Here is a 25,071-nt window from a genome sequence, read left to right as displayed (position 1 = left end):
AGAGGGTTAAATTTGTTTAACAGGCTTGTGCTAACGTATCTTTTTTTTGTTCTATCATTCATAAATAGGCTTTATAACAGGCTTTACAGCTTCTTTTGCTTTCTGTTTTTTAATATCGGCTTTATGTCTAATTTTAAAAAATAAAGCCTTAAAAGTCCTTTGATCAAATCAGTCTACACATATCAGTATCTGCGTATATGGTGGGTATGCCTTTTTTTGGTTTTTACCAAAGTTTTGGTAGCTCAAGATTTAATTGTTAAAAGATTAAATATCGGCGAAGGCTTGTCTAACAGTACGGTGGAATGTATTTTTCAGGACAATCGGGGTTTTATGTGGTTTGGCACGCGCGACGGCTTAAATAAATACGACGGTTATTCGATAACCAGTTACAAACACGATCCACGAAATCCGCAAAGCATAAGCGATAGCTATATCACCAGTATTTTTCAGGATAGCGAAGGAAATTTTTGGGTAGGTACAAAATCTGGGTTAAACCTATTTGATCAAAAAAGGGGTGTATTTTTAAAAATTAAGCTTAGTACAACTTTTAATGCGCCCATTTCTAAGCTTGCCGAGCTTGAAAAAGGAAATTTATTAGTTGCAACAAAGGGTGCAGGGCTGTTTTTGTTAACGCTTAAAGAGGCTAACCTAAAAAAGCAAACCATAGTTAAACTGGCGCAACAAAAATATTTTACGGATATCTATGTTCAGTCTGCCGGTAGGGTTTGGCTTACCACGTCCAGCGGTTTGTTTAAGATGTGGCGCAAACCTGGCGGATTTGGCGCTAAAAAAGTCCTTAGCCAAGATAATATCAATGTAATTGCATCAAACAAAAACACGTTGTGGCTAGGTACAGAGGATGAAGGTATTATCTGCTACAATTGGGCTAAGGGGCAATCTAAGGTTTTCAAGCACGATTTTTCATCTAAGACGAGTATTGGCAGCAATCAAATAAAAACTTTGATGGTGGACGATGCCCAAAATTTATGGATAGGCAGTATAAACGGTGGCTTAGATAAGATTGACCTCAAAAATTTGGCTTTGCGCAATTACACCAGCAATCCCAATAGTTCGGCGGGGCTGTCTCAACGTACCATTTCTGCTTTATTTGAGGACAGTCAAGGCAATATCTGGATTGGCACCCATAGAGGAGGCGTTAATATCTATTCGCCTGCATCGCAAAAATTCCCCTTACAGCGCCAAACCGCGTTTAACAAAGGTTTAAGTTATAACGATATAAAATCATTTTATGAGGATAAAAACGGCGAGATATGGATTGGCACTGATGGCGGAGGAATTGACGTGTGGTCCGCAGACAAAACGCGCTTTACTTATCTCAAAAGCAATCCTTTCAACCAAAAGTCTTTAGGCTCAAACGAAGTATTAGACATTACTGCCGATGCCAAAGGCGATATTTATGTAAGTACTTGGGGCGGTGGCTTAAATAAATTTGACCGCAGTACAGGCAATTTTGTGCGTTACGTAAACAGCAAAAATTTGCCAAACAGTATTAGCGGCAATTTTGTGCAGAAAGCTTATGAAGACAGCCGGGGTAATTTTTGGGTTTGCTTGTATTATAACGGCTTAAACTTGTTCGATAAAACTACCGGTACTTTCAGCAGGTTTAAAGACGGCGCTAAAGGAAGTCAGCTGCGCGGCAATAACGTGGTTACTATTTTCGAAGACAAAAGCGCTAATCTTTGGATAGGCACAGACGACGGCGGTTTAAACAAATACAATTTAGATACGCGCCAATTTAGCCACTACTTTACACGTGAAGAAAAAAGCCCAGATATCAGGGTGGTTTTTGAAGACCAAAAAGGACGTATTTGGGTGGGGCAAAGGGGGCTTTATTTGTATGATAAAGCAAAAGACAACTTCTCACCTTTTTGTGCGGATTGCCCTTTAGCGCAAGACTTTATCAAAGGTATATTGGAAGACAATGAAGGCAATTTATGGATAAGCACCACCAACGGCATTGTTAAGCTAAATCCGGATAAGCGAACCTGGCGCAAATATAATATGGCAGATGGCTTGCAAAGTTTAGAGTTTGAGGCAAACGCCTATATGAAAACCCGCGCCGGCGAAATGTTTTTCGGCGGCGTAAACGGCTTCAACCATTTTTTTCCGTCGCGCATACATTTTAACCGCTTTGTTCCACCTTTATATCTCACCAACTTCCAGATTTTTAATGAAACCATTTTGCCTTCATCTAAAAAATCTCCTTTAAAACAAGATATATCTTTTACTAAAAAAATCGACTTAAATTATAAGCAATCCACCTTTTCTTTCAGCTTTTCTGCGTTGAATTATATCTCTACGCAAAACAACCGTTACGAGTATATACTGGAAGGTTTTGAAAAAAACTGGACCGCTACCAGCGAAACACGTCGCGCTTATTACACCAATGTGCCACCGGGCTATTATACTTTTAAGGTACGCGCGGCAAATAATGATGGTGTTTGGAACAATGGAATTGCACTGCCCATCAATATTTCGCCTCCGTTTTGGGCTATGTGGTGGTTTAGGCTAGTTGTTGTTTCTACAGCAATTTATGTGGTTTTTTTGATTTTGAGGTTTAGGCGAAGTTTAGAGCTTAAAGCCATAGAAGAGCGCAAAAAAGAAGAAATACATCAAATCCAGCTTCAGTTTTTCACAAATATCTCTCACGAGTTACGGACACCTTTAGCCTTAATCATGGGGCCGGCCGAACGCTTGCTAAAAGAAAATTCGGCCTCCAGGTTTGCGCAGTTATATCATACTATATACAATAACTCCAACCGTTTGCTAAACCTCATTAACGAATTAATGGACTTTAGAAAGCTCGAATCGGGCAACATCAAGCTTAAAGTGCAAGAACTGGCCGTTAATCCGTTTTTTGCCGATATAGAAGATGAATTTTCTGAGCTTGCTTTTGAAAAAAACTTGAGTTTTACCCTTGTTAACAATAGTAAGCGGGGAACCATCTGGGTAGATAAAAACGTACTGGAAAAAATTTGTTTAAACCTGTTGATTAATGCCGTAAAGTACACGCAAAATGGCGGTCATGTAAAATTAGAGCTGGCCGACGAGCTAGCATTAGCGAACCCAAAACTGGTAAACCAGCTGCGTATTCAGAATAACAGTGGCAGCCAAAACTTCTTTTACATTAAAATAGCCGATAATGGCATAGGTATCTCGGCACAATCAATTACACATCTGTTCGAGCGATATTATCGCGTTTCCGACGCACATTTAGGCTCTGGTATCGGCCTTGCCTTTGTGAAAAGTTTAGTAAGCCTCCATAAGGGGAACATATTTATCAATAGCGAGCGCCAAGAAGGTACAGAAATTATTGTGGCCTTACCATGTACGAAAGACGAGTTTAGCAATACAGAAATAATTGATAGGAGTGATGCGGAAATAAATGAAGCTGAATTTGCTGGGCAGCACACTATTGAACATGCAGATGATGAATTTAAAGAACACGAACCGCAACCAAACCATATTAAAAAAATTCTGTTGGTTGATGACAATAAAGAACTTCGCGATTTTATAAAAAGCAGCCTAAAGGATAGCTATACCATAATAGAGGCCGAAGACGGTTTGCAAGGGTTTGAACTTTGCAAAACCGACTATCCGGATTTGGTAATTAGCGATGTTATGATGCCGAATGTAAACGGCATCCGCTTTTGTAAACAGCTGAAAGAAGATGTTGAAATTTCGCACATCCCTTTTATGATATTAACCGCAAAAGCAAGCCTGGAAGCGGAATTGGAAGCAAAATCATCGGGTGCCGAATTTTACTTTTCAAAACCTGTAAACATAGCGTTGCTGAAACTAACCCTGCATAATATTTTTGAGCAGCAAAATAAATTAAAAGAACGCTACCAAAAAAACTATCAGGTACAGGCTAAAGAGTTGGTAACCAATGTTAGAGACAAAGAATTTTTAGACAAGCTTTTACAGATAATAGAAAGCAATATTTCCAACACCAGCGTAGATATAGAGTTTTTATGCTCAGAGATAGGAATGAGCCGAACCAAGCTTTACCAAAAAGTAAAAGACATTACAGGGCAGGCCATAGGCGATTTTGTGAGAACTGTACGCTTGCGCAAAGCGTTAAAGATTATGATTGAGGAAGATGTTGCGTTAAATGAAGTGATGTTTAGGGTAGGGATACAAACCCAATCTTACTTTACTAAAGCGTTTAAAAAAGAGTTTAACAAAACACCGGGGCAATTTTTACAAGAGCTGAAACAGAAATCGGCTACGGCAAAACATTCGCCATAAACAAAACAGCCGAACGATAATCGCCCGGCTGTTTTACGTTGATTTTTTACCTAGTAAGAAAAATCATCGTCCGATTTCTCTGCTACAAAATCAGGATTGTATTCGTATCTTTTTTCAACCACTTCTTGGTGAGCTTTAATGTAATCTACAGTTTCGGTTAAGCCTTCTGCAAATTTTTCAAAATCTTCTTTGTATAAAAAGATTTTGTGTTTGATAAACGCACCGTCTTCTAATCTTTTTTTACTCTCGGTAATGGTAACGTAATAGTCGTTGGAACGTGTTGCTTTTACGTCGAAAAAGTAAGTTCTTTTTCCGGCTCTAACCTTCTTTGAGTAAACTTCCTCTCTCTCTTTGTTATCGTACTCTCCCATTGATGTGTTGTTTGTTTTTAAATTTGACGGCCTAAATAAAGAAAGAAAATATTAAACTTCCAAATTCTTAACATCAATCTTTTAAGATAATTCTTGCTCTTCTAGCAACTGCTTTTCGTAAAGCTCAAAGTACAGTCCCCGTTCTTTCATCAATTTGCTGTGCGTGCCGTGCTCGGCTATTTCGCCCTCATCTAAAACTAAAATCTGATCTGCATTTTTAATAGTAGATACGCGGTGGGCAATTAAAACGCTTGTTTTGTCTTTCATCACTTTGCCTAAACTGCGCAAAATCTCCTCCTCTGTTTTGGTGTCCACAGCCGACAAGCAATCATCAAAAATTAAAATCTCGGGTTCTTTAATAATGGCACGTGCAATAGAAATACGCTGTTTTTGCCCGCCAGATAGGGTAATGCCCCGCTCGCCAATAAAGGTTTCAAACTTTTTATCAAAGGCTTCAATGTTTTTATAAACTGCCGCATCTTTGGCCGCCTGCTCCACCGTAGCCATATCCAGCTCATCTTGGCCAAAAGCAATATTCCGGGCAATAGTATCAGAAAATAAAAAAACCTCTTGCGGTACAAAGCCGGTTTTGCTGCGGTAGGCCTCCAAATTAATGTACTTAATGTTTTGCCCGTCAATTAAAATTTCGCCTTGGTTCACATCGTACATCCGCATCAACAAATTAGCAATGGTAGATTTTCCAGAGCCGGTTTTGCCGATGATGGCCAGCAATTCACCTTTATTAATCCGGAACGATACATTTTTCAAAGCCTGTATCCCTGTGTCTGGATAGGTAAAGCTTACGTTTTTGAACTCCACATCGCCCTTGAGGTAAAAAGGGTTGGGGTTTGGATTGCTGATTTCCGGCTCGGTTTTCAAAAACTCATTAATACGCTTTTGCGATGCGGCCGCGCGTTGAATAAGCGAAGTTACCCAGCCCAAGGAAGTTACCGGAAAAGTGAGTTGCGTAACATACACTATAAATTCGGCAATATTTCCGGCAGTAATTCGGCCGTCCATTACCTGCAAGCCCCCAATATAAACGGTAATAATGGTGCTTAAACCCACCATCAACAGCATTATGGGGTAAAAGTAAGCCTGTATTTTTACCAGCGACAAAGACTCTTGTTTGTAAGCTTCGCTCTGCGACTCGAACCCCGCGCGTATAAAATCTTCTTTCACGTATGATTTAACCACCCTAATACCCGAAAAGGTTTCTTGCACAAAAGACGAAAGCGTACTTAAACGGCGCTGTATTTCCTCACTTTTTTGGTTGATGATGCTGTTTACGAAATAAATGGTAAGGGCCAGCAACGGCAAGGGTATCAAACTGTAAACAGCCAATTTTAAGTTAACCGATACCATAGCGCCGATGATTAAAATAAACAGCACCAACGTGTTAATGGTGTACATAATTGCGGGACCAATATACATCCGCACGCGGCTTACATCTTCGGTAACACGGTTCATTAAATCGCCGGTATTGTTGCGGCGGTAAAAAGCTAAAGACAGTTCTTGATAATGCTGGTAAATCTCGTTTTTTAGGTCGTATTCGATATGGCGCGAGGTGAGGATGATGGTTTGCCGCATAAAAAACAAAAACAAACCGCGTATAACCGCCATCAAAATAACCAAAGCACCAAAAAACAGCAGGCTATTGGCAAAAATATCGTAAATAAGGCCTTGTTTATCAAAGCCGTTAAATAAGCGGTAAACGGCAATATTTTCTTTTACCAAATCAAACGCGATACGGATAATTTGCGCCGGTAATACCGCAAAAAGGTTAGATATCACCACAAAAAATACGCCCGGCAGAAGCTGCCATTTGTATTTCAAAAAAAATTTATTGAGGTACGAGAGTTCTTTCATTTAAATACGCACAAATATAAGCTTTTGCAACCGCGGCTTTAACACCCTGCATAAAATAGCGCAATTTCTGACTTTGTAACCAAAAAACTCCGGTCGGCCTAAAGCGATATGCGCTCTATTCCAATGTCATTTTGCTCAATTCTTTCGGTAACCGCTAAAACAAATAAAAAAAACCGCTACTTTTGCGCAGAACTGTAGCTAAACATTCACTTCAATATGTCGTCAATCCAGCTCGAAGAGAATTCAATTTTTAACCAACTCAGCACTTTTGGTCATCAAAAAGTGGTTTTTTGTAGCGATGCGGATACCGGTTTACGGGCCATTATAGCCATACATGATACCACTTTAGGGCCAGCTGTTGGGGGCACCCGCATGTGGTCCTACGCTACAGAAGCGGAGGCTTTGTATGATGTTTTGCGTTTGTCGCAGGCGATGACCTACAAAGCGGCAATCACCGGTTTAAACTTAGGCGGTGGCAAAGCGGTGATTATCGGCGATAGCCGTACCGACAAAACAGAGGCTTTGATGCGCCGTTTTGGCCGCTTTATCGAAAATTTAAACGGATCTTTCATTACGGCAGAAGAAGTAGGCACGGGCGTAAAAGATATGGAGTACATCCGTATGGAAACCAAATACGTTACCGGCGTTTCAGAATCCATCGGCGGTAGCGGAGACCCTTCGCCCGTTACAGCAAAAGGTGTTTTTATGGGCATTAAAGCCTCTGTAAAAGAGCTTTTTGGTACCGATAGCCTAGCCGGACGTACCGTTGCGGTGCAAGGCACCGGGCATGTTGGCGAGCATTTGGTGAGCTTACTTAGGCAAGAAAACGCCAAAGTTTATGTAAGCGATATTAACGAAGAACGCCTGCGCCGGGTTGCCAAAATGTACGGTGCCGAGGTAGTAAATAACAACAACTTGTTCGATTTGGATTTTGATGTTTACGCACCTTGCGCTTTGGGTGCTACCGTAAATGCCGAAACCATCTCTAAAATGAAGTGCGGTGTCATCGCTGGTTCTGCCAATAACCAATTGGCAGATGAGAAAGAAGACGGCCAAAGGTTATTGGACAAAGGGATATTGTTTGCGCCAGATTATTTGATTAACGCAGGCGGATTAATCAATTGCTACTCTGAACTTGCGGGCTACAATAAAAAAAGGACCATGCAACTGGCAGAGAATATTTACGATGCCACCCGAAACGTGCTTAAAAAATCAAAAACAGAAAAAATACCAACTAATATCGCCGCAAATAAAATTGCCGAAAAGCGCATTGCGGATATTAAAAAAATAAAAGCAAGTTTTTAAAACTGGCGGCTGCATAAAAGGCTTAGCCATAAAAACAAAAATATTAGATTAGTTTGCCCTGGGTATTACATGGTGGACTTAAAAAATTAAAAAAATCGTTCTTTAAAATATGTTAAATAGAAGGCACCTAAGGGTTAAGGTAATGCAAATGCTGTACGCGTTTGAGCAATCGGACGTTAAAGACATCCGCAAGCAAGAAAAAAACCTTTTAGCCAGTGTTGACAAAGTTTTTGAAATGTACATTAGCCTGTTAACCTTGATTGTTGATGTGGCACAATATGCAGAAACTGACGCAACCGATAGGGCTAACAAGCATCTGCCTAGCGAGGAAGACTTAAACGCTAACCTCAAAATTTTAGATAACCGTTTTATCCAGTTGCTACTAAAAAATACCGAGTATGTAGATGCGGTTAAAAAGTACAAGGTTTCCTGGAACTTTGATCCCGAGTTGGCTAAATCGCTTTTTAACACGCTAAAAAACAGCGAAGAATACAAGCAGTACCTGCTTAAAACAGATGATGATTTATCTAGCGATAAAGACATTATTAAGTTTATCTTTAAAAAGGTAATTCTAAAATCGACGCTTGCCCAACAAGCTTTAGAAGAAGCGCACTTAAACTGGCAGGTGGACCAAGATGTTCTTCAGGCGATGATTGCTAAAACCCTGAAAAATTTCTCGTCAGAAGTTGGTGAGCAGAAACTAGCTCAAATTAGTGCAAGTTGGATAGAAGACAGGGAGTTTATCGTAGATTTATTTCAGAAAACTATTGCACATGATGACGCTTTTCAGAAATTGATTAGCGGAAAAACAAAAAATTGGGACGCCGAGCGGATTGCCTTGCTAGATGTGATTTTGATGAAAATGGCGCTGGCAGAACTCATCTATTTTACCAACATCCCGGTAAAGGTAACCATTAACGAATATTTAGAGATTGCAAAAGAGTTTAGCACACCAAAAAGCAATGTTTTTATCAACGGTATTTTAGACAAAGTATTGGCAGAGCTGAAAGAGCAAGGTAAAATAAAAAAATACGGACGGGGTTTAGTAGATTAAACCTATACAATAAGTAATTTTAAAGGATGAAAAAATTAATTTTTGGAGCAATGTTAGCGGTAATTTTCGCCGCTTGCAACAATAACGTGAAAAATCAAGCTGGTGCAGATAGCACTGCCAGCGCGGTTGACCCTGCCAGCGCACCGGTAATAAAATTCGAGAAAGACGTTTATGAATTCGGCAAGATTAAGCAGGGCGAAAGCGTTTCGTACAATTTTAAGTTTGAAAACACAGGGAAATCTCCTTTGATTATCAAAGACGCACACGCCACCTGCGGATGTACCGTTCCGGAGTTTTCCAAAGATCCTATTCCGGCGGGCGGTTCTAGCGTAATAAAAGTAGTGTTTAATAGCGCCGGTAAAGAAGGTTTGCAAGATAAAGTGGTCACCATTGTGGCAAATACCATCCCTGCAAACACCCAGGTGCATTTAATAGGTGAAGTAGTAAAATAATAATTGATAAATATGTTGTTAAATTTTGTGTTGTTACAAGTATCGAGCGAGGTGATGAATTTCTTGCCGATGATCCTGATTGTGGTTGTGTTTTACTTCTTCATGATTAGGCCACAGATGAAAAAAGCAAAAGACCATAAAAAGTTTATTGCCGAACTAAAAAAAGGCGATAAAGTAATTACTACTGCCGGCATACACGGCAAAATTGTAGAAATGAACGAAACTACTTTTTTATTGGAGATGGAAAGCGGTGCTAAAATCAGATTTGATAAAGCTGCCGTTTCTTTAGACTCGTCAAAAGAATTGAACAAGTAAGACTAGTAGATTAGTAAAAAATGCCGTTTTTGAACAAAAACGGCATTTTTTTTATTTTTACCTCTAACAGCAACTCGTTGATTTAAAAGCTACATGGCATTAATTAAACTAACAGCGGCAGAAAGGCGCAAAATCAGTATATTTTTCACATGTCTGATTTTGGCCGTAATCACGTGGCTGTTTTTTTCGTTATCGGGTAAGTACGAGTACGAGGTAAAAACCGTTGTTAATTTTAAAAACCTGCCGGTTAACAAAGCTTTTAACCCCTTGCAATCAGATACGGTTACCTTAACCGTGCAAGGCACCGGATGGCAGTTGCTGTTTACCCGATTAAGGCTTTACCCGCGCGACGTGAAGGTGGATTTAACCGGTTTAAGCAAGCGCAATTACGTCACCTTTACCGATCAGATGCGGGCTATAAACGCGGCTTACTCATCCGAACAAAAAATTGTAAGCGTAAACCCAGATACCTTATATTTTGATTTTTCTACACGTAAAGTAAAAAAAGTGCCGGTGCGCTTGGTTAGTAAGCTCAGTTTTGTGAAACAGTATGGGCAATCGGGTAAAATTGAGTTAAAACCCGATTCGGTAACTGTTACCGGGCCAGCGGAAGCCTTGCATAACATCAGTTATTGGGAAACAGATAGTTTCGTACGCGAAAACATCAGCAATACCGTAACAGACAAAATCGCATTGCATAAAGCCAGCGCGCCAAACATCACCATTTTTCCGCCTCTAACAGAGGTGAAAATTCCGGTAGAGCAGTTTACCGAGAAGCAACTTTACCTTCCCATCCGCGTTGTCAACAACACGCAGTATTATAATGTGAAATTAATCCCAGAGCGGGTGAAAGTTACCTTTATGGTTTCTTTATCAGATTTTGAGAATGCCGTGGAAGATGATTTTGAAGCCGTGGTTGATTTAAGCATCTGGAAAAATTACGGCGCAAATATGTTGCCCATAAAAATTGTAAAACGTAAATCTTTTGCGCGCATCCGCGCGGTAGAGCCGTCGCAAGTTCGGTTTATCATCAAAAAATAATGTTGAAAATAGGCATCACAGGCGGTATAGGCAGCGGTAAAACAACGGTTTGCCAAATTTTCAGTTTGCTGGGCGTTCCGGTGTTTTATGCAGATACTGTCGCAAAAGATTTAATGGTGACTGATGCTGTGCTAATTGCGCAAGTGAAGGGAGCCTTTGGTAACAAAGCTTATTTTGATAACGGTAGCCTAAACCGGAAACACGTTTCTGACATCGTTTTTAATAACAAGCAGGAACTGGAAAAGCTGAATTCGTACGTACACCCCGCTGTTTTTAGAGCGATGGACGTTTGGGCAAGCCAGCAAAAAAGTTCCTATGTTTTGAAAGAAGCAGCGCTGCTTTTCGAAAGCGGATCTTACCGGCAAAATGATTTTAATATCTTGGTAAGTGCGGATGAAGATTTGCGTATTAAACGCGTGATGGAGCGCGATGGCGTAACACACGACAAAGTTGAAGCCCGAATGCGCAATCAGCTGAGTGAGCAAGAACGTTTGAATAAAGCAGATTTTGTAATCGATAACAACGGCACACAACTCTTAATTCCGCAAGTTTTACACTTACACCAAGTTTTTTTAGATAAAGCCTCTGGTGGCGCACAGCAATAAAAAATGATTTTATCCGACTTTATCGTAAACAGCAAAGAAGGGCTTTATTGCAAATACGCAGATTTTTACCTGGACCCGCAAGTGCCGGTCAAAAACGCGGTAATATCTCATGCACACGGAGACCACGCAAAAGCGGGTAACCAAAATATCTACTGCAGCGCTTTTACCGCCGATTTAATGCGTTTGCGTTTTAAAAAAAATGCCGGAGCAATTTTTCAGATCTTAGATTACCGCCAAAATTTTGAGATAGGAGAGGTGCAATTGGAACTTTTACCTGCCGGACATATTTTAGGCTCGGCAATGGTAAAAATGACCTACCAAAACTGCATTTACCTATACACAGGCGACTTTAAATTGCAACCAGACGAAACTTGCGAAGCCGCAGTTTTATGTAAAGCAGATGTTTTAATTACGGAAACCACCTTTGCACATCCTGCTACGCAACACCCTAATCCGGAAACGGAAATAGCTAAACTCAACAACATCAGTGGCAATATTATGCTCGGGGTTTACGGCTTAGGCAAAGCGCAACGCATTACACAGCTCATTAACAAGCACTGTCTGCAAAAGAAAATTCATTTGCATTATTCTATTTTTCCGGTGCATCAGCTGTATCAAAAGCACGGTGTAAACTTGGGGTCTTTTCAGCATTATGATAGAAAATGGCTTAAAAATAATAACCAACAACAGGTTTACATGGTGCCGCCGTTAACGTTTAGGAGCTATCGGAATGCTTTTGGAGTGACTAAGATTTTTGCTTCGGGCTGGCAAAACCTGCAGCACGGCAATGATGAAACACTTTTTATATCGGACCATGCCGATTGGCAGGAAATTCTTGATACTGTAAAAGAAGTAAATCCATCAGAGATTTGGACAACACATGGTGAAGGTGAGCATTTAAAAGCTTATTTTAGAACTTCGTTAAGGGTTAAAATTCTTTAGTTTGCAAAAAAACATCGATTATTATATTAACGATGATGGTAATTATGTTTTTACCGAGGCTTATCACCTAAGAAGAGGCTTCTGTTGCAAAAACGGTTGTAAGCACTGCCCTTGGCGATTTGCTAAATCGAAAACCAAAAACGTAAACGAACAGGATAATTTAGACAGAAATGGAAATTGAAAAGGAAATACAGAATTCTAAATTTACAGACAACTACCAAAAAGCAGCCGTAAACATTATTTATACCTACGCATGGTTAAACGGCTATATTAAAGCCGAGCTGGCTAAACACAAAGTTACGCCCCAGCAATTTAATATTCTGCGCATTTTGCGTGGCCAAAATCCTAAACCGGCAACCATCAATATCATAAAAGAACGGATGTTAGACAGAATGTCTGATGCATCGCGCATTGTGGACCGTTTAGTGGCCAAAGGCTTGGTAACACGCACTACTTGCGAGAGCGACCGCCGTGCGGTTGATATTTTAATAAGCGATAAAGGCCTTAAGGTATTGGAAAAAATTAAACTAGAAGAAACCATGCTGGCTAAGTTTAAGCAACACATTAGCGAGGATGAGGCGAAACAGTTAAGTGATTTGCTGGATAAATATAGAGGATAATGCTAGACAGGCTAAAAGACATTACCACTTTTGTTTTTGACGTGGACGGCGTTTTAACTAACGGCAATATTTTGGTGACAGAAACGGGCGAGCAACTGCGTCAGTTTAATATTAAAGACGGTTTTGCGATGCAGTTGGCTATTAAAAAAGGCTACCGCATTGGCGTAATTACCGGTGCAAAAACCGAAGCCGTAAAAATGCGTTTACAAGGTTTAGGGGTGCAAGATATTTACCTGAACGCATCGTATAAAATGCCTTTATTTCAGCAGTTTTTGGCTAAACATCAGCTAAAAGCAAGTGAAGTTTTATACGTTGGTGATGATTTGCCCGATCAGGAAATTATGGAAATGGTTTCTATTGCGGTAGCTCCGGCTGATGCTGTGCAAGAAATAAAAGATGTAAGTCATTACATATCACCAAACAACGGCGGTGCCTGCGTAGTGCGCGAGGTAATAGAAAAAGTACTGAAGGTGCAGGGCAAATGGAACATCCAACATGCCAGTGCAGATGACGGTTCTGCAAAATAAAAAACCCGAACCTTTTGCTGATCCGGGTAATTTCCCAAGGAAATTAGAGTTTAGTTTAACTCTGATACTGCACCTTTAAGCTTTCTATTTTAGCCAAGGCGTTAGCAATTCCCTCCCTTTGCTTGGTTAAAAGCGCACGATGGTCTGCATGGTTTTCATAATTTTTTAATACCTCGTCGTACTTATCCAACGCCGCTTTTTCGCCCGTGGTAATGGCTTCCAAAATTGCACTGTCGTTTTTAGAGGTAAAGGCGTCTTTAATATCTAACCAAGCACGGTGCAAAGCACCTAAAACACCACCTTCATCGTTTTCTGATTCTCCGCCGTGTTGTAAAATATGCTGTTTTAGTTCTTCTGCGTAAGCGTAGCGCTGGTTACTAAACTCTAAAAAAATGGATTTTAGATTTGGCGATTCTACATTTTCTACGGCTTCTTTGTAGCCCACTTTTCCATCATTTAAGATGTTGATTAGTCCTTTTAAGTCTGATACGATTTCTTCTTGATTTTTCATGATAAATGGTTTTTGTAATTATAATTTAAGTAGAATTTGTTTTGCAAAGTTTTCCCAGCGCAGCTGGTTCAAAAACTGGTTTGAGCGTTCTGCAAGTTCCTGGTTTGCCAGTTTAATATCAACCGTTACCGTGTTTATTAAACGGCGTAAATAAAGCTGGCACCGGTTGACCAAACCTTCGCCGGCCGAAAGTTCTGTGATTAAACTTGGGTTTTCGGTTTCGCGCAGGGTTAGGCATACTATTTCTTCAGAAGCATCACGTTCTTTAAGATGTTCCACGTCTTCAACTTTCATCCAAAGCATACCTTTTGGACCGTCTTTAGCCAGTACTTTCACATAATCGCCTTTCTCTAATGGGCGGTTTACCTGCATCCCAAAGCAATCATGCAAACTAACATGATAAGCGAAGCCAAAAATGCTCATGTAATTCCATAAACTAACATTGCTTAAACGCTTGGCACATTCGCTAAAAAAGTTGCGCGCCTCTTGTTTATCGTCAATTCTTTTTACCTCGGTAAAACGCTCTCGGTTATTGCTGGCGTTTTGCGGGTTAATTAAAGCTGGATACATGTTTTTCTTTCTTTGGACTGCTACAATTGCACTAATAGTACCAAAAAAGCCAATCGGGTGTTTTAATAAGATTAATTCTTAACCCTATATATTTTTTCAAAAGGCTTGCTTGCTTTTATCATTAAAGGATAATTATTGCATTTTTGTGCTGTAACAAAAATTGAACAGTGTCTAAAAAAATATATTTAGCGTCCAAATCGCCGCGCAGGCAAGAGCTTTTGAAATTGATGGGTTTTGATTTTGAGCTTTTGCTGAAAGAAGTAGATGAAACCTATCCGCCCAGTTTAGCGGCAGAAGAGGTAGCAACTTACCTTTCTAAGCTTAAAGCTGACGCTTTTGAACTGCCCGATAATGCCTTGCTGATTACTTCTGATACAGTAGTGATTTTAGATGGTGAAGTTTTAGGAAAGCCAGCTGATGCCGATGACGCTTTTGCGATGCTGAGCCGCTTAAACGGCAGAAGCCATAGGGTTATCACGGGCGTAACTTTGAGAACTGCGGAACAAGCTATCACTTTTGCCGATGAAACCGAGGTCACATTTGCTTACTTAAGCGAGGAACAGTTTTGGTATTATATCCATAAGCATCGCCCATTTGATAAAGCCGGCGCTTATGGAATACAGGATTGGATAGGGGTGGTTGGCGTAAAAGGGATTAAAGGATCTTACACTAACGTAATGGGTTTGCCTACAGAAAAATTGTTTAAAGCAATAAACCAGTTACTCGGCGCTTAGCAACAAGCCTTCTTTAAGCGAGTACGTGCAGGTGAGCACTTTTTGGATGCCCGTAATTTCCAGCACGTACTCAGTTAAAATGGAAGCCATCAAAATCATATCCGTACGTAAAGGGATAAGCCCTTCCATGTCCACGCGGTCCTGGTGCGAGCTGGCAATAAGTTCGTTCAAAAGAGCGGTAAATTCTTCAAAAGCAAAAGGATAGCTTTTTGTGGTGTCTGGCTGGAAGGTGGTAGAATTTCGCAAAGCAATGATAGAAGCGTAAGAATCATAAGAACCAGCGGTGCCGATAAGACATTTAGGCTGATATAGTTTTATTTTTTCATCAAAATCTATCAGTGTGTTTGCAAAATGGTTTTCCATTGCCGTGATGGTGCTTTCTTCGATGGCGCTTTCCTGGCGGTAATAATCCGCAAGTAAACGTGCTGCGCCCAGCAAATAGCTGTTTTTCCAGAAAATTTTTTCGCCATTGCATATAATAAACTCGACGCTTCCGCCACCGATGTCCATAATTAAGGCAGTTTCATCACTCAATAAATCTGCGCCTTTTACGGCTTCGTAAATGTAAGTAGCTTCTTGCAAACCGTCTATCAGTTCAATAACTATCCCGGTTTTCGCTTTTACCTCTGCTATAAATTGCTGACCATTGGTTGCGCCCCGCACAGCTGCAGTAGCCGTGGTTTTTACATGTTCAACGTGGTGCCGGTCCAATGCTTCCTTAAAACGCAATAAAGCATTAATTCCGCGGTCATAAGCCTCCTCTGCAATATAACCTTTGTTTACGCCACCTTCGCCCAACTTTACCGCAATGGTATCTTTGTAAACAACCCCGATATTCTTTTCTGCATCAACCTCCGCAATTAACAAGTGGAAAGTATTAGTGCCTATGTCTATTACTGCTTTTGTTGTCATATGTGTTCAATTTTGAATGAATGATAGAATGAATGAGTAACCCAACATATCTCAAATCTCATGTTTCTCCCAATACTCTTTATTCTTTACTCCTTATTCTTTGCTCCTTACTCCTTATAAGAAAACCACTTTGCCAGCTCTTTATAGGTGATTTTTTTGCCGTGCATTAAAATACCCACACGATAAATGCGCGAAGCTACCCAAGTAGTAAACACAAATCCAGCAATCAATAATATTGCCGACAAAGCCAGTTGCCAGTCCGGAACACCGAAAGGAATGCGTATCATCATAGCAATAGGAGAGGTGAAAGGAATTACAGAGAGCCAGAAAGACAGACTACTATCCGGATTATTTACCACCACATTCATCCCCAAAATAAAGGTGAAAATTAAAGGTAAAGTAATGGGCAGCATAAACTGTTGCGTTTCCGTCTCGCTGTCCACTGCCGAGCCAACCGCTGCAAAAAGCGCACTGTACAATAGGTATCCGCCAATGAAATAAAAAATAAATGTGCTAATGATAAATGTGAAATTAATGGTTTCTGCAGCTTTAAAAAACTGTTTGGCAGCATCGCCTTTTTGTACAGATGTTTCTGCCTTCAAATCATTTTTTGTGTCTTTCAACTCAGTTTTTACTGCGTCTTTGTCGCCACTGCTTAACATGTTTGTGCCAATGGCAGATAGGCCTGTGCTTAACAAAATCCAAAGTAAAAACTGCGTTAAACCTACTGCACCTATACCTAATATTTTGCCCAGCATCAGCTGAAACGGCTTTACCGACGATACAATGACCTCTACAATACGGCTGGTTTTTTCTTCGATAACACCGCGCATTACCTGCGCACCGTAAATAAACAAGGCCAGATAAATTAAAAACGCGCCCAAAAATCCGACCGCATAAGTTGCGCCCACACTCGCGTCTTTCTCGCCCTCATCCGTCAATTGTTTGGCATTAATGTTCACTTTGCTTTTGGTGTTGTTTAGCACTGCGGTATCAATACCTGCGGCAAGCAGTTTTTTGTTGCGCAAAATATCTTCCATCTGGTTTTCTACATCGCTTAACAAAGCAATACCCGGTTTTTTCTCGCCAATAATTTCAACGTTGCCTGTTTTCTCAAAATCCGGACTAATGTGTAAAATAAAAACATCTTTATGCTTTCTGGCGGTTTTCTTCGCCTCGCCATAACTGTGCTGTGGATAATCAAAACTTAAGTTTTTTTGATCTTTAAACTGGTTTTGGAAAATCCCGCTTTCATCAATCACATGAAACCTCTTCGCGTTATCATCATTATGTTTATAGATGAAAAATATTGCCACATACATCCCAATAAATAAGGAAGGCACCAAAAACGTAAGCAATAAAAACGACTTCTTTTTGACCCGGCTAAGGTATTCGCGCTGTATAATAAGTAATACTTTGTTCATGGAAATCAGTCTTTTACAGTTTTGATGAAAATTTCATTAACGCTCGGGATCACCTCTTCCAAAGAGCTAATGCTGCTGATAGGGATCAGCTCTTGCAGTAAATTATTTACCGCAAAACCCTCTTTTAATTTAAGGGTGTGCACGGTTTGCTCATCATTCTCTTGGCTTGCAAGCAGATAGGCGGTTTGTAAAGTAACGTCGCTTAAATCATGCGCCAAGCCAACTTTAAAAGTGTTGTTGCGGTAGGCGTTTTTAATGGATTTTAAGCTGCCATCTAATATTTTATGCGATTTATGGATGAGCGCAATGTGCTGGCAAAGTTCTTCTACAGATTCCATGCGGTGGGTAGAGAAAATGATGGTTGCACCGTTTTTGTTCAGTTCCAGAATTTCATCTTTGATAACCGCGGCGTTTACCGGGTCAAAGCCCGAGAAAGGTTCGTCTAAAATAATCAAGTCTGGCTGATGCAAAACCGTAGCAATAAACTGCACCTTCTGCTGCATCCCTTTTGATAAATCTTCCACCTTTTTTTTCCACCAGCTTTGAATTTCCATTTTCTCAAACCAAAACTTAATTCTTTTAGTCGCTTCGGCTCTGCTCAAACCTTTCAGCTGTGCTAAATACAGCATCTGCTCGCCAATTTCCATTTTCTTGTACAAGCCACGCTCTTCTGGCAGGTAACCAATTTTGCTAATGTGCTTTGGTGCCAGTTTTTCGCCGTTAAAGAAAATTTCGCCACTGTCTGGCGCCGTAATTTGATTAATAATGCGGATTAGCGAGGTTTTGCCTGCACCGTTGGGTCCCAACAAACCAAAAATTGTCCCTTGCTCAATTTCCATGCTCACATCATCTAAAGCCCGATGTTTCGCATATTCTTTTACAATATTTTTAATACTTAGCACTTTATTTTTGTTGAGGTAAAAGTTTATAAATTCCTTCGCCTTCTACAGCAAGATAAACATATCCGTTTGGCGCCTGGCGTACATCGCGCACGCGCCCAATATTTTTAAATAACAACTCTTCTTTTACTATTTTTCCGTCTTTAACTACGCAGCGGTTAAGGTATTGGAACCTTAAAGAGCCCACCAGCAAATTGCCTTTCCAGCCTTTGTAGACGTCGCTGTTAACAAAAGCCATTCCGCTTGGCGCGATAGACGGGTTCCAGTAAAATATTGGATTTTCAATTCCTTCCTTCGCTGTTAAAGTGGTAATAATTTTACCGTTATAATTGATCCCATAGCTCACCACTGGCCAACCATAATTTGCACCTTTTTTTATGATATTGATTTCATCTCCGCCACGCGGACCGTGTTCGTGTTCCCAAAGTTGTTGCGTAAACGGGTTTAGCGCTAAACCTTGCGGATTACGATGGCCATAGCTGTATATGCTTTGATCGGCATTTTTACGGTTATAAAAGGGGTTGTCTTTTGGTATCTCACCATCCGCACCAATACGGTGGATTTTGCCCAGACCATTTTCTAAACTCTGCGGATTTTCGCGTTCGTTACCCCGTTCGCCTACCGAGAAATACAACATTCCGTCTTTGCCAAACACCATCCGAGAGCCATAATGGTGGCGGGTTGAAGTATAGGGCTGGGCTACAAAAATATCTTTGCCGCTTTGTAAGGCATCACCGCTAAAAACAGCTTTAAAAATAGCGGTGGTTTGTAAGTTGTTATTGCTTGCGTGCGGTTTAGAGTAGCTTAGATAAATGGTTTTGTTTTTAGCAAAATCCGGATGTAACAATACGTCCATTAAGCCACCTTGGCCGCCGAAACGTACAGCAGGCACACCATTTATCTTTTTGCTTTTATCATCTTCGGTTACCAGATATAAAACTCCCGATTTATCTGTAGCTAAAATTTCTCCGCCGGGCAAAAAGGCCATTCCCCAAACATTTTTTGCATCGCCAAAAACCTTTTCCAGCTTTATTTTGCCGTTTTCGGTTTCAAATAAGTCCGATTTTGGTTTTTGGTTAAAGTTGTAACGGTCCACATTAGCGATGCCTTTCAAGATATAATCAGCCAAAGCTTTAATTTCAGCGTCGCTAAATGTTTGGGCAAAGGCCGGCATACCGTCATCTTTATTGCCGAATTTGATAGATTTGAAAAGATCCTCCGCGCTATTGCCATACTTCCATTTTCTATCGGCGAAGGCATTCATTTGTGCGCCATGGCAACCTGCACAGTACTCTTGGTAGTTTTTTTCTGGGTCTGATGATTTGCCGCCCGTATTTTTTTGCCAATTGAAGGATAGCAGAGCCACTGCGCCTGCCACGCCCATCACTAAAAATGTTTTTCCCTTAATCATGATTGATGCTGCATTGAATAATAAGCAAAATAAATATTTTTAGGAAATTCTAGACGGGTGTTTTTAGACTTTTAAGCCTTTGGTTAGCCTTTCTATGGTAAGGCCTTGCACTAGTATAGAAAAAGCTACCACAAAATAGGTTACAGAAACCCAAAGGTCTTTATTTAAGTCGTAAGTTAATGAAAGTGCCAAAGCGATAGAAACACCTCCGCGTAAGCCCCCCCAAGTTAGTATCAACAGCGTTTTGCGCTGAAATTTCTCGCTAAAGCGGATGATGAATGAGGGCACAAAAACAGAAATGAAACGGCCGCACAAAATAATAAGCACCATCACCATACTTATCAGCAAATAATCGCCAATGCTTTTGATCAGTAAAAGCTGTAATCCTATCAGTACAAATAGCATGGCATTAAGGATATCATCAATCAGCTCCCAAAATTTGTAGAGGTACTCGGTGCTTTTATCGCTCATTGCGTATTTTTTGGCGTGGTTACCTAAAAAAATTCCTGCTACGCCCATTGCCAAGGGGCCTGATAATCCAATTAAGCTGGCTAGGGTGTAGCCTCCCATCACAACGGCTATCGTAATCATCACTTCTACTTTGTAATCGTTAATGCTGCGTATCAGGCGATAGCCTATCCATCCCAACGCAAACCCGAGGAGCAGTCCGCCAATGGCTTCTTTCAGAAACAATAAAGCAATATCAGAAAATTGTGGCAGGTGAGGCGATTTGGCTGCTCTCCAAATCGACACAAAGATGACTACGGCAACTCCATCATTGAACAAAGACTCGCCAGAGATTTTTGTTTCGATAGATTTAGGCACCTTGATATCCCTTAAAATACCTAAAACCGCAATGGGGTCTGTAGGAGAGATGAGCGCACCAAACAATAAACAATGTAAGTACGGGACGCTAAAATGAAATAAGGGAAGTACAAAATAAGCTAAGGTTCCTACCACAAAAGTGGACAGTACCACACTAAACGTGCTGAAAAAGATTACCGGCAGTTTCTCTTTCCTTAGGTCTTCGATATTGATGTTAATGGCGCTGGCAAAAAGCATAAAGCTTAGCAGACAGTTGAGCAATAGCTCAGAAAAATCGAACTTTTGGATAAGCGAAGTGGCGTCGCCCAAAACGGAAGGAAACAAACGGCCAACCACCACTAGGGCCAAAGAGCTAACTACTGCAATTAGCATTAAGCCAACCGATGCCGGCAAACGTAAATATTTAGAATTAATGAATGCAAACAGCGCCGAAAGTGCAATTAGCAAACAAAAAGTATGATATAAGCTCATCCTTTATTTTTTTTGTGCCCACGCTGGCTTTCAAAAAAATGCCAGGCTTTATAGGCTTGACAAGGCTTTTAAAATGGTGCTGCAAGCAAAATTTATCTCTTCTTCGGTAATGGATAAAGGCGGCGCTACGCGTAAAGCACTATCGCAGTGTAAAAACCAATCTATAATTAGGCCATCATCCAAACATTTTTTGCTCACGGCTTCCACTTCTGCAAAATCCGAAAGCTGTATTGCAATCATCAAGCCTAAGCCTCGGGTTTCTTTAATTTTTGGATGTTGCAACTTGCTTTTAAACAATTTTTCAAATTGCGCTACATTGTGGGTCAGTCCATCATCTAAAATCACATTTAATGAAGCTAAACCGGCGGCGCAGCTCACCGGATGCCCACCAAAAGTGGTAATATGGCCTAAAATTGGGTTGTCTTTTAATACGCCCATGATATCCGCAGATGAAACAAAAGCGCCGATAGGCATTCCGCCGCCCATACCTTTGGCAATCAGCAAAACATCAGGCACAATGCCGTAGTGCTCGAAAGCGAAAAGCTTTCCGGTACGGCCAAAACCAGTTTGTATCTCATCAAAAATTAGAAGTGTGCCGGTATCGTCACATTGTTTGCGTAGCGCTTGTATGTATGCCAAATCTGGCACGCGTATGCCTGCCTCGCCTTGTACAGCTTCTAAAATTACAGCCGCAGTTTTGTTGGTGATTTTTGCTAAATCTGGAAGGGTGTTAAGCTGGATGAATTTGATATCGGGCAATAGCGGTCGGTAAGCTTGTTTATAATGTTCATTTCCCATTACGCTTAACGCGCCGTGCGTGCTGCCGTGATAAGCGCCTGTAAAGGCAATAATTTCTGACCGGTTGGTGTAGCGTTTAGCCAACTTTAGTGCGCCTTCAGTAGCTTCGGCGCCGGAGTTTGTGAAGTAAACAGAAGAAAGGTTCTGAGGCAAAACTTCGCTGAGTTTTTTTGCAAAATTTACCTGCGGCGATTGCACAAACTCGCCGTAAACGGTTACGTGCAAATATTTTTGCAGCTGCTGCTGGATGGCGTCAATCACTTTAGGGTGGCGATGGCCAATATTGCTTACAGCAAAACCCGAAACTAAATCGAGGTATGGTTTACCTTGAGGGTCGTAGAGGTAATTTCCTTCCGCTTTTTCAATTTCTAAAAGACGCGGGAAGTTGGAAGTTTGGGCGGTATTGAGTAAAAAAAGCTGTTTTTGACTAAGCATGGCGCAAAGATAAGTCATTTGCAACGCCGCTGATGTTGCGCGCCATTTAATTTGCGTTTTTTCTGTTCTTTAGCTGTTTAATCAATTCCTCCCTAAAATCGCGTTCGGCTTGGTACAGTTTTTTTAGTTTTTCTGCCGGTAAAATTTTTCTAAAGTTATTACGGTAGCTTTTTTTCAACTCTAGCAGTTTGGTATCGTAATAAAAATCATCGTCCACCGCTTTTTCTGCATTGTTGATGTTTGCCGCACGATTTTTTCGCTTTTCTACTAATAGCTGGTTGTACTCGGTTTGGTACTGCGTATAAACGGGCCAAAAAGCTTTAGCTTCGTCGGCGCTCAATTGCAATCTGCCAGCAATAAAGCCCATTTTAACGGCTTCAATCTGCTTGTTTTTTTTGGGTGCTTTTTGTGCCGAAGCTTCCAAAACTTGTCCAAAGCTAAAAACGCAGACTATCAGGATGTTTAACAAAATTTTCATCATCAAATTAATTGAGGGTTTCAACTTCTGGTGTGGTAAAATCAAAGTCGAAATCTTCGTCGATGTTTTCCAATAACATAGGCACGTCGTTGTTTTCAGGATGTTGTGTTAAATAGCGTTCTATTTCTTTAGCAGGCACTTTAGACAGCTGATAAGTTACCGAAGTATTGCGCGCTACATTAAAATATCCGCCAGCAAAGGTAGTGAGCAAGATACAGGCTGCCGCCGCATATTTGGCAAAATTAAATCTACGGATTTTGGCGTCTTGCAGTCCGGTTGTTTTTTGTAGGATGCGGTTTTGTGCAGTGACAAAGTAGGCTGGTGGAACAGAAAAACCTTCGTTTGTTCCTGATAGCGTTGTTTCCAATTTGGTGCGTGCAACAAGCTGTGCCTCCAGTTGCGAAAAATAAGCTTCCGGAAGCTCAAAAGGTGTTTGCCCGCGCAAACTTTCCAATAACACATTGCGGTTTATTTGGCTTTCTAAATTCTCGAAATAACCTTCGGGCGTAGTAAAAACTTGATGTTTCGGAATGCCCGCCAACAAAGGTGCTTCCTCCGCCAAGTACCTGTCTTCTACTCTGTTGCTCATGTTTTTATTGATTGATTTTATGGCAAAAGGTTTAATTTCTAATCGTTAGAAAGCAGAAATTGCTCTATTTTTTTTACAGCCAAATGGTACGATGCTTTTAAAGCGCCCACGCTGGTCCCTAATACATCGGATATCTCTTGAAACTTCATGTCGTCGTAATATTTCATGTTAAAAACCAATTTCTGTTTTTCTGGGAGGGTAAGTAAAGCCTGCTGCAATTTCTTTTGGATGGCATCGCCGCTGAAATAGTTTTCTTCATTTAAGTTGGAAGTCAGCTGTTCTGATAAATCATCTAAAGAAACCTGTTGCTTTGCTTTTTTCTTGTTTAAAAAGGTGATGCACTCATTGCTGGCAATACGGTACAACCATGTATAAAGCTGCGAATCTTGCCTGAAAGACGAAAGATTTCGCCAAACCTTTATAAAAACGTCTTGGGTAAGGTCGTCCGCATCGTCATGGTTAAGCACCATCCGGCGTATGTGCCAATATACTTTTTGCTGGTATTTTTTGAGTAACAGAGAGAAGGCTTCGTTGCGTGTTTGCTCATCTTCAAATTTTTTGAGGATATCAGAATCTTCTACCTGTTGCATAAATTGGTTTAAAAAAATAAGCCGAAGTGTTTGCTTCGGCTTATAAATTTATGTTTTTTTCGAAATGAAATTATTTTCTTTTCATCACTTTTTTAACGGCATCGATAATGTTGCTGCTGTCTAAACCGTACTTTTTCATCAGCTCTGCTGGCGTGCCGCTTTCGCCGAAGGTATCGTTAACCGCAACAAACTCCATTGGTGTTGGTTGGTGGGTAGATAGCAACTGTGCGATGCTTTCGCCCAAACCACCGTAACGGTTGTGCTCTTCGCAAGTTACTACGCATCCGGTTTTCTTTGCAGATTTTAATACTGCTTCTTCATCCAAAGGTTTAATGGTGTGGATGTTGATGATTTCTGCATCGATACCTTCTTCGGCAAGTTTTTCGCCTGCTAAAATAGCTTCCCAAACCAAGTGGCCGGTAGCAAAAATACTTACATCTGCACCTTCGTTTACCATCCAAGCTTTTCCTATCTCAAATTTTTGATCAGGATCTGTGAAAATAGGCACTACTGGGCGGCCAAAACGTAGGTATACCGGACCTTCGTGTTCGGCAATGGCCATAGTTGCTGCCTTGGTTTGGTTATAATCGCAAGGATTAATTACCGTCATCCCCGGTAACATCTTCATCATACCAATATCTTCTAAAATTTGGTGTGTTGCGCCATCTTCACCTAAAGTTAAACCTGCGTGCGATGCGCAAATTTTCACGTTTTTATCAGAATAGGCCACCGACTGGCGAATTTGATCGTAAACACGGCCGGTAGAAAAGTTTGCGAAAGTACCGGTGAACGGAATTTTACCACCAATGGTTAAACCGGCGGCCATACCAATCATGTTTGCTTCTGCAATACCTACTTGTATAAATCTTTCAGGAAAAGCGTTGATGAAGTCTTGCATTTTTAAAGAGCCCACCAAATCAGCACATAATGCCACAACCTGGTCGTTCTTTTTACCTGCTTCTAAAAGTCCTGCTCCAAAACCAGAGCGGGTATCTTTTTTTTCTGTATATGTGTATTTTTTCACTACTGTAATATTTTATGTTGATTGTTG

At 40.7% G+C, this 25,071-nt stretch carries 26 protein-coding genes; 12 read left to right on the top strand and 14 right to left on the bottom strand.

Translation table 11 applies throughout. The features are described from left to right. Nucleotides 1–159: 159 nt before the first annotated feature. Nucleotides 160–4,272 carry a two-component regulator propeller domain-containing protein gene (locus tag BCY91_RS10545; RefSeq protein ID WP_120181928.1) on the top strand — a complete coding sequence of 1,371 codons (4,113 nt, stop codon included), beginning with the start codon at nucleotides 160–162 and terminating at the stop codon, nucleotides 4,270–4,272. Between the two features lie 50 nt (nucleotides 4,273–4,322). Here the strand turns inward: BCY91_RS10545 and BCY91_RS10540 are convergent, their stop codons facing one another. Beyond that, on the bottom strand, nucleotides 4,323–4,643 hold the full coding sequence (locus tag BCY91_RS10540; protein ID WP_120181927.1) for a DUF3276 family protein: 321 nt from the start codon (nucleotides 4,641–4,643) through the stop codon (nucleotides 4,323–4,325). An 81-nt stretch (nucleotides 4,644–4,724) separates the two neighbouring features. Beyond that, nucleotides 4,725–6,512 (bottom strand): ABC transporter ATP-binding protein, encoded by a 1,788-nt coding sequence (locus tag BCY91_RS10535; RefSeq protein ID WP_120181926.1) that lies wholly within the window; start codon nucleotides 6,510–6,512, stop codon nucleotides 4,725–4,727. A gap of 216 nt (nucleotides 6,513–6,728) precedes the next feature. Between BCY91_RS10535 and BCY91_RS10530 the strand changes: the two genes are divergently transcribed. The 10 genes from BCY91_RS10530 (at nucleotide 6,729) to BCY91_RS10485 (ending at nucleotide 13,373) form a co-directional block, all read left to right on the top strand. Beyond that, nucleotides 6,729–7,817, top strand: coding sequence for a Glu/Leu/Phe/Val family dehydrogenase (locus tag BCY91_RS10530; protein WP_120181925.1), 1,089 nt, complete (start codon nucleotides 6,729–6,731; stop codon nucleotides 7,815–7,817). A gap of 109 nt (nucleotides 7,818–7,926) precedes the next feature. Beyond that, on the top strand, nucleotides 7,927–8,871 hold the full coding sequence (gene nusB / locus BCY91_RS10525) for a transcription antitermination factor NusB (protein ID WP_120181924.1): 945 nt from the start codon (nucleotides 7,927–7,929) through the stop codon (nucleotides 8,869–8,871). 26 nt (nucleotides 8,872–8,897) lie between these two features. Next, nucleotides 8,898–9,323, top strand: a complete 426-nt coding sequence (locus BCY91_RS10520) for a DUF1573 domain-containing protein (RefSeq protein WP_120181923.1) — start codon at nucleotides 8,898–8,900, stop codon at nucleotides 9,321–9,323. Nucleotides 9,324–9,335: 12 nt separating this feature from the next. Continuing rightward, nucleotides 9,336–9,638, top strand: coding sequence for a preprotein translocase subunit YajC (yajC, locus tag BCY91_RS10515; protein ID WP_120181922.1), 303 nt, complete (start codon nucleotides 9,336–9,338; stop codon nucleotides 9,636–9,638). A 93-nt stretch (nucleotides 9,639–9,731) separates the two neighbouring features. Further along, nucleotides 9,732–10,679 (top strand): CdaR family protein, encoded by a 948-nt coding sequence (locus BCY91_RS10510; protein WP_120181921.1) that lies wholly within the window; start codon nucleotides 9,732–9,734, stop codon nucleotides 10,677–10,679. Further along, on the top strand, nucleotides 10,679–11,284 hold the full coding sequence (gene coaE, locus BCY91_RS10505; protein ID WP_182995359.1) for a dephospho-CoA kinase: 606 nt from the start codon (nucleotides 10,679–10,681) through the stop codon (nucleotides 11,282–11,284). The genes BCY91_RS10510 and coaE overlap by 1 nt, the downstream gene beginning before the upstream one ends. A gap of 3 nt (nucleotides 11,285–11,287) precedes the next feature. Then, complete coding sequence (locus tag BCY91_RS10500; RefSeq protein WP_120181919.1) at nucleotides 11,288–12,226, top strand: MBL fold metallo-hydrolase RNA specificity domain-containing protein; 939 nt, start codon at nucleotides 11,288–11,290, stop codon at nucleotides 12,224–12,226. Between the two features lies 1 nt (nucleotide 12,227). After that, the gene (locus tag BCY91_RS10495; protein WP_120181918.1) at nucleotides 12,228–12,407 is read left to right on the top strand and encodes a DUF5522 domain-containing protein; all 180 of its coding nucleotides are present in this window, start codon (nucleotides 12,228–12,230) and stop codon (nucleotides 12,405–12,407) included. Then, nucleotides 12,397–12,846: a MarR family winged helix-turn-helix transcriptional regulator gene (locus tag BCY91_RS10490; RefSeq protein ID WP_120181917.1), complete on the top strand. Its 450-nt coding sequence runs from the start codon at nucleotides 12,397–12,399 to the stop codon at nucleotides 12,844–12,846. The genes BCY91_RS10495 and BCY91_RS10490 overlap by 11 nt, the downstream gene beginning before the upstream one ends. Further along, complete coding sequence (locus BCY91_RS10485) at nucleotides 12,846–13,373, top strand: KdsC family phosphatase (RefSeq protein ID WP_120181916.1); 528 nt, start codon at nucleotides 12,846–12,848, stop codon at nucleotides 13,371–13,373. Before BCY91_RS10490 ends, BCY91_RS10485 begins: the two co-directional genes overlap by 1 nt. 55 nt (nucleotides 13,374–13,428) lie before the next feature. Here BCY91_RS10485 and BCY91_RS10480 read toward each other — a convergent pair whose 3' ends face one another. Beyond that, nucleotides 13,429–13,884 carry a ferritin-like domain-containing protein gene (locus BCY91_RS10480; protein WP_120181915.1) on the bottom strand — a complete coding sequence of 152 codons (456 nt, stop codon included), beginning with the start codon at nucleotides 13,882–13,884 and terminating at the stop codon, nucleotides 13,429–13,431. Between the two features lie 18 nt (nucleotides 13,885–13,902). Further along, nucleotides 13,903–14,454: a hypothetical protein gene (locus BCY91_RS10475; RefSeq protein WP_120181914.1), complete on the bottom strand. Its 552-nt coding sequence runs from the start codon at nucleotides 14,452–14,454 to the stop codon at nucleotides 13,903–13,905. Between the two features lie 167 nt (nucleotides 14,455–14,621). Between BCY91_RS10475 and BCY91_RS10470 the strand changes: the two genes are divergently transcribed. Next, a complete protein-coding gene (locus BCY91_RS10470; RefSeq protein ID WP_120181913.1) occupies nucleotides 14,622–15,188 on the top strand; it encodes a Maf family nucleotide pyrophosphatase in 567 nt (188 codons plus the stop codon). On the opposite strand, the gene BCY91_RS10465 is transcribed toward BCY91_RS10470, so the two are convergent. The 10 genes from BCY91_RS10465 to BCY91_RS10420 form a co-directional block, all read right to left on the bottom strand. After that, a complete protein-coding gene (locus tag BCY91_RS10465) occupies nucleotides 15,174–16,100 on the bottom strand; it encodes a Ppx/GppA phosphatase family protein (protein WP_120181912.1) in 927 nt (308 codons plus the stop codon). The genes BCY91_RS10470 and BCY91_RS10465 overlap by 15 nt on opposite strands. Nucleotides 16,101–16,207: 107 nt before the next feature. Beyond that, nucleotides 16,208–17,524, bottom strand: coding sequence for an ABC transporter permease (locus BCY91_RS10460; protein ID WP_120181911.1), 1,317 nt, complete (start codon nucleotides 17,522–17,524; stop codon nucleotides 16,208–16,210). A 5-nt stretch (nucleotides 17,525–17,529) separates the two neighbouring features. After that, nucleotides 17,530–18,426 carry an ABC transporter ATP-binding protein gene (locus tag BCY91_RS10455; RefSeq protein WP_120181910.1) on the bottom strand — a complete coding sequence of 299 codons (897 nt, stop codon included), beginning with the start codon at nucleotides 18,424–18,426 and terminating at the stop codon, nucleotides 17,530–17,532. 1 nt (nucleotide 18,427) lies between these two features. Next, nucleotides 18,428–19,834, bottom strand: a complete 1,407-nt coding sequence (locus tag BCY91_RS10450; protein WP_120181909.1) for a PQQ-dependent sugar dehydrogenase — start codon at nucleotides 19,832–19,834, stop codon at nucleotides 18,428–18,430. Between the two features lie 63 nt (nucleotides 19,835–19,897). Next, nucleotides 19,898–21,130: a cation:proton antiporter gene (locus tag BCY91_RS10445; RefSeq protein WP_120181908.1), complete on the bottom strand. Its 1,233-nt coding sequence runs from the start codon at nucleotides 21,128–21,130 to the stop codon at nucleotides 19,898–19,900. Between the two features lie 48 nt (nucleotides 21,131–21,178). After that, the gene (locus tag BCY91_RS10440) at nucleotides 21,179–22,363 is read right to left on the bottom strand and encodes an aspartate aminotransferase family protein (protein ID WP_120181907.1); all 1,185 of its coding nucleotides are present in this window, start codon (nucleotides 22,361–22,363) and stop codon (nucleotides 21,179–21,181) included. 46 nt (nucleotides 22,364–22,409) lie between these two features. Further along, nucleotides 22,410–22,844 carry a hypothetical protein gene (locus BCY91_RS10435; RefSeq protein WP_120181906.1) on the bottom strand — a complete coding sequence of 145 codons (435 nt, stop codon included), beginning with the start codon at nucleotides 22,842–22,844 and terminating at the stop codon, nucleotides 22,410–22,412. Nucleotides 22,845–22,848: 4 nt separating this feature from the next. Continuing rightward, nucleotides 22,849–23,430 (bottom strand): hypothetical protein, encoded by a 582-nt coding sequence (locus tag BCY91_RS10430; RefSeq protein WP_120181905.1) that lies wholly within the window; start codon nucleotides 23,428–23,430, stop codon nucleotides 22,849–22,851. 38 nt (nucleotides 23,431–23,468) lie between these two features. Continuing rightward, nucleotides 23,469–24,020: an RNA polymerase sigma factor gene (locus BCY91_RS10425; protein WP_120181904.1), complete on the bottom strand. Its 552-nt coding sequence runs from the start codon at nucleotides 24,018–24,020 to the stop codon at nucleotides 23,469–23,471. 70 nt (nucleotides 24,021–24,090) lie between these two features. After that, on the bottom strand, nucleotides 24,091–25,044 hold the full coding sequence (locus tag BCY91_RS10420) for a transketolase family protein (protein WP_120181903.1): 954 nt from the start codon (nucleotides 25,042–25,044) through the stop codon (nucleotides 24,091–24,093). Between the last annotated feature and the right edge of the window lie 27 nt (nucleotides 25,045–25,071).

This window comes from Pelobium manganitolerans (assembly GCF_003609575.1).
Lineage (GTDB): Bacteria > Bacteroidota > Bacteroidia > Sphingobacteriales > Sphingobacteriaceae > Pseudopedobacter > Pseudopedobacter manganitolerans.
Note: the sequence above shows the minus strand (reverse complement) of the source record. Positions and strands in the feature narration are given on the sequence as shown.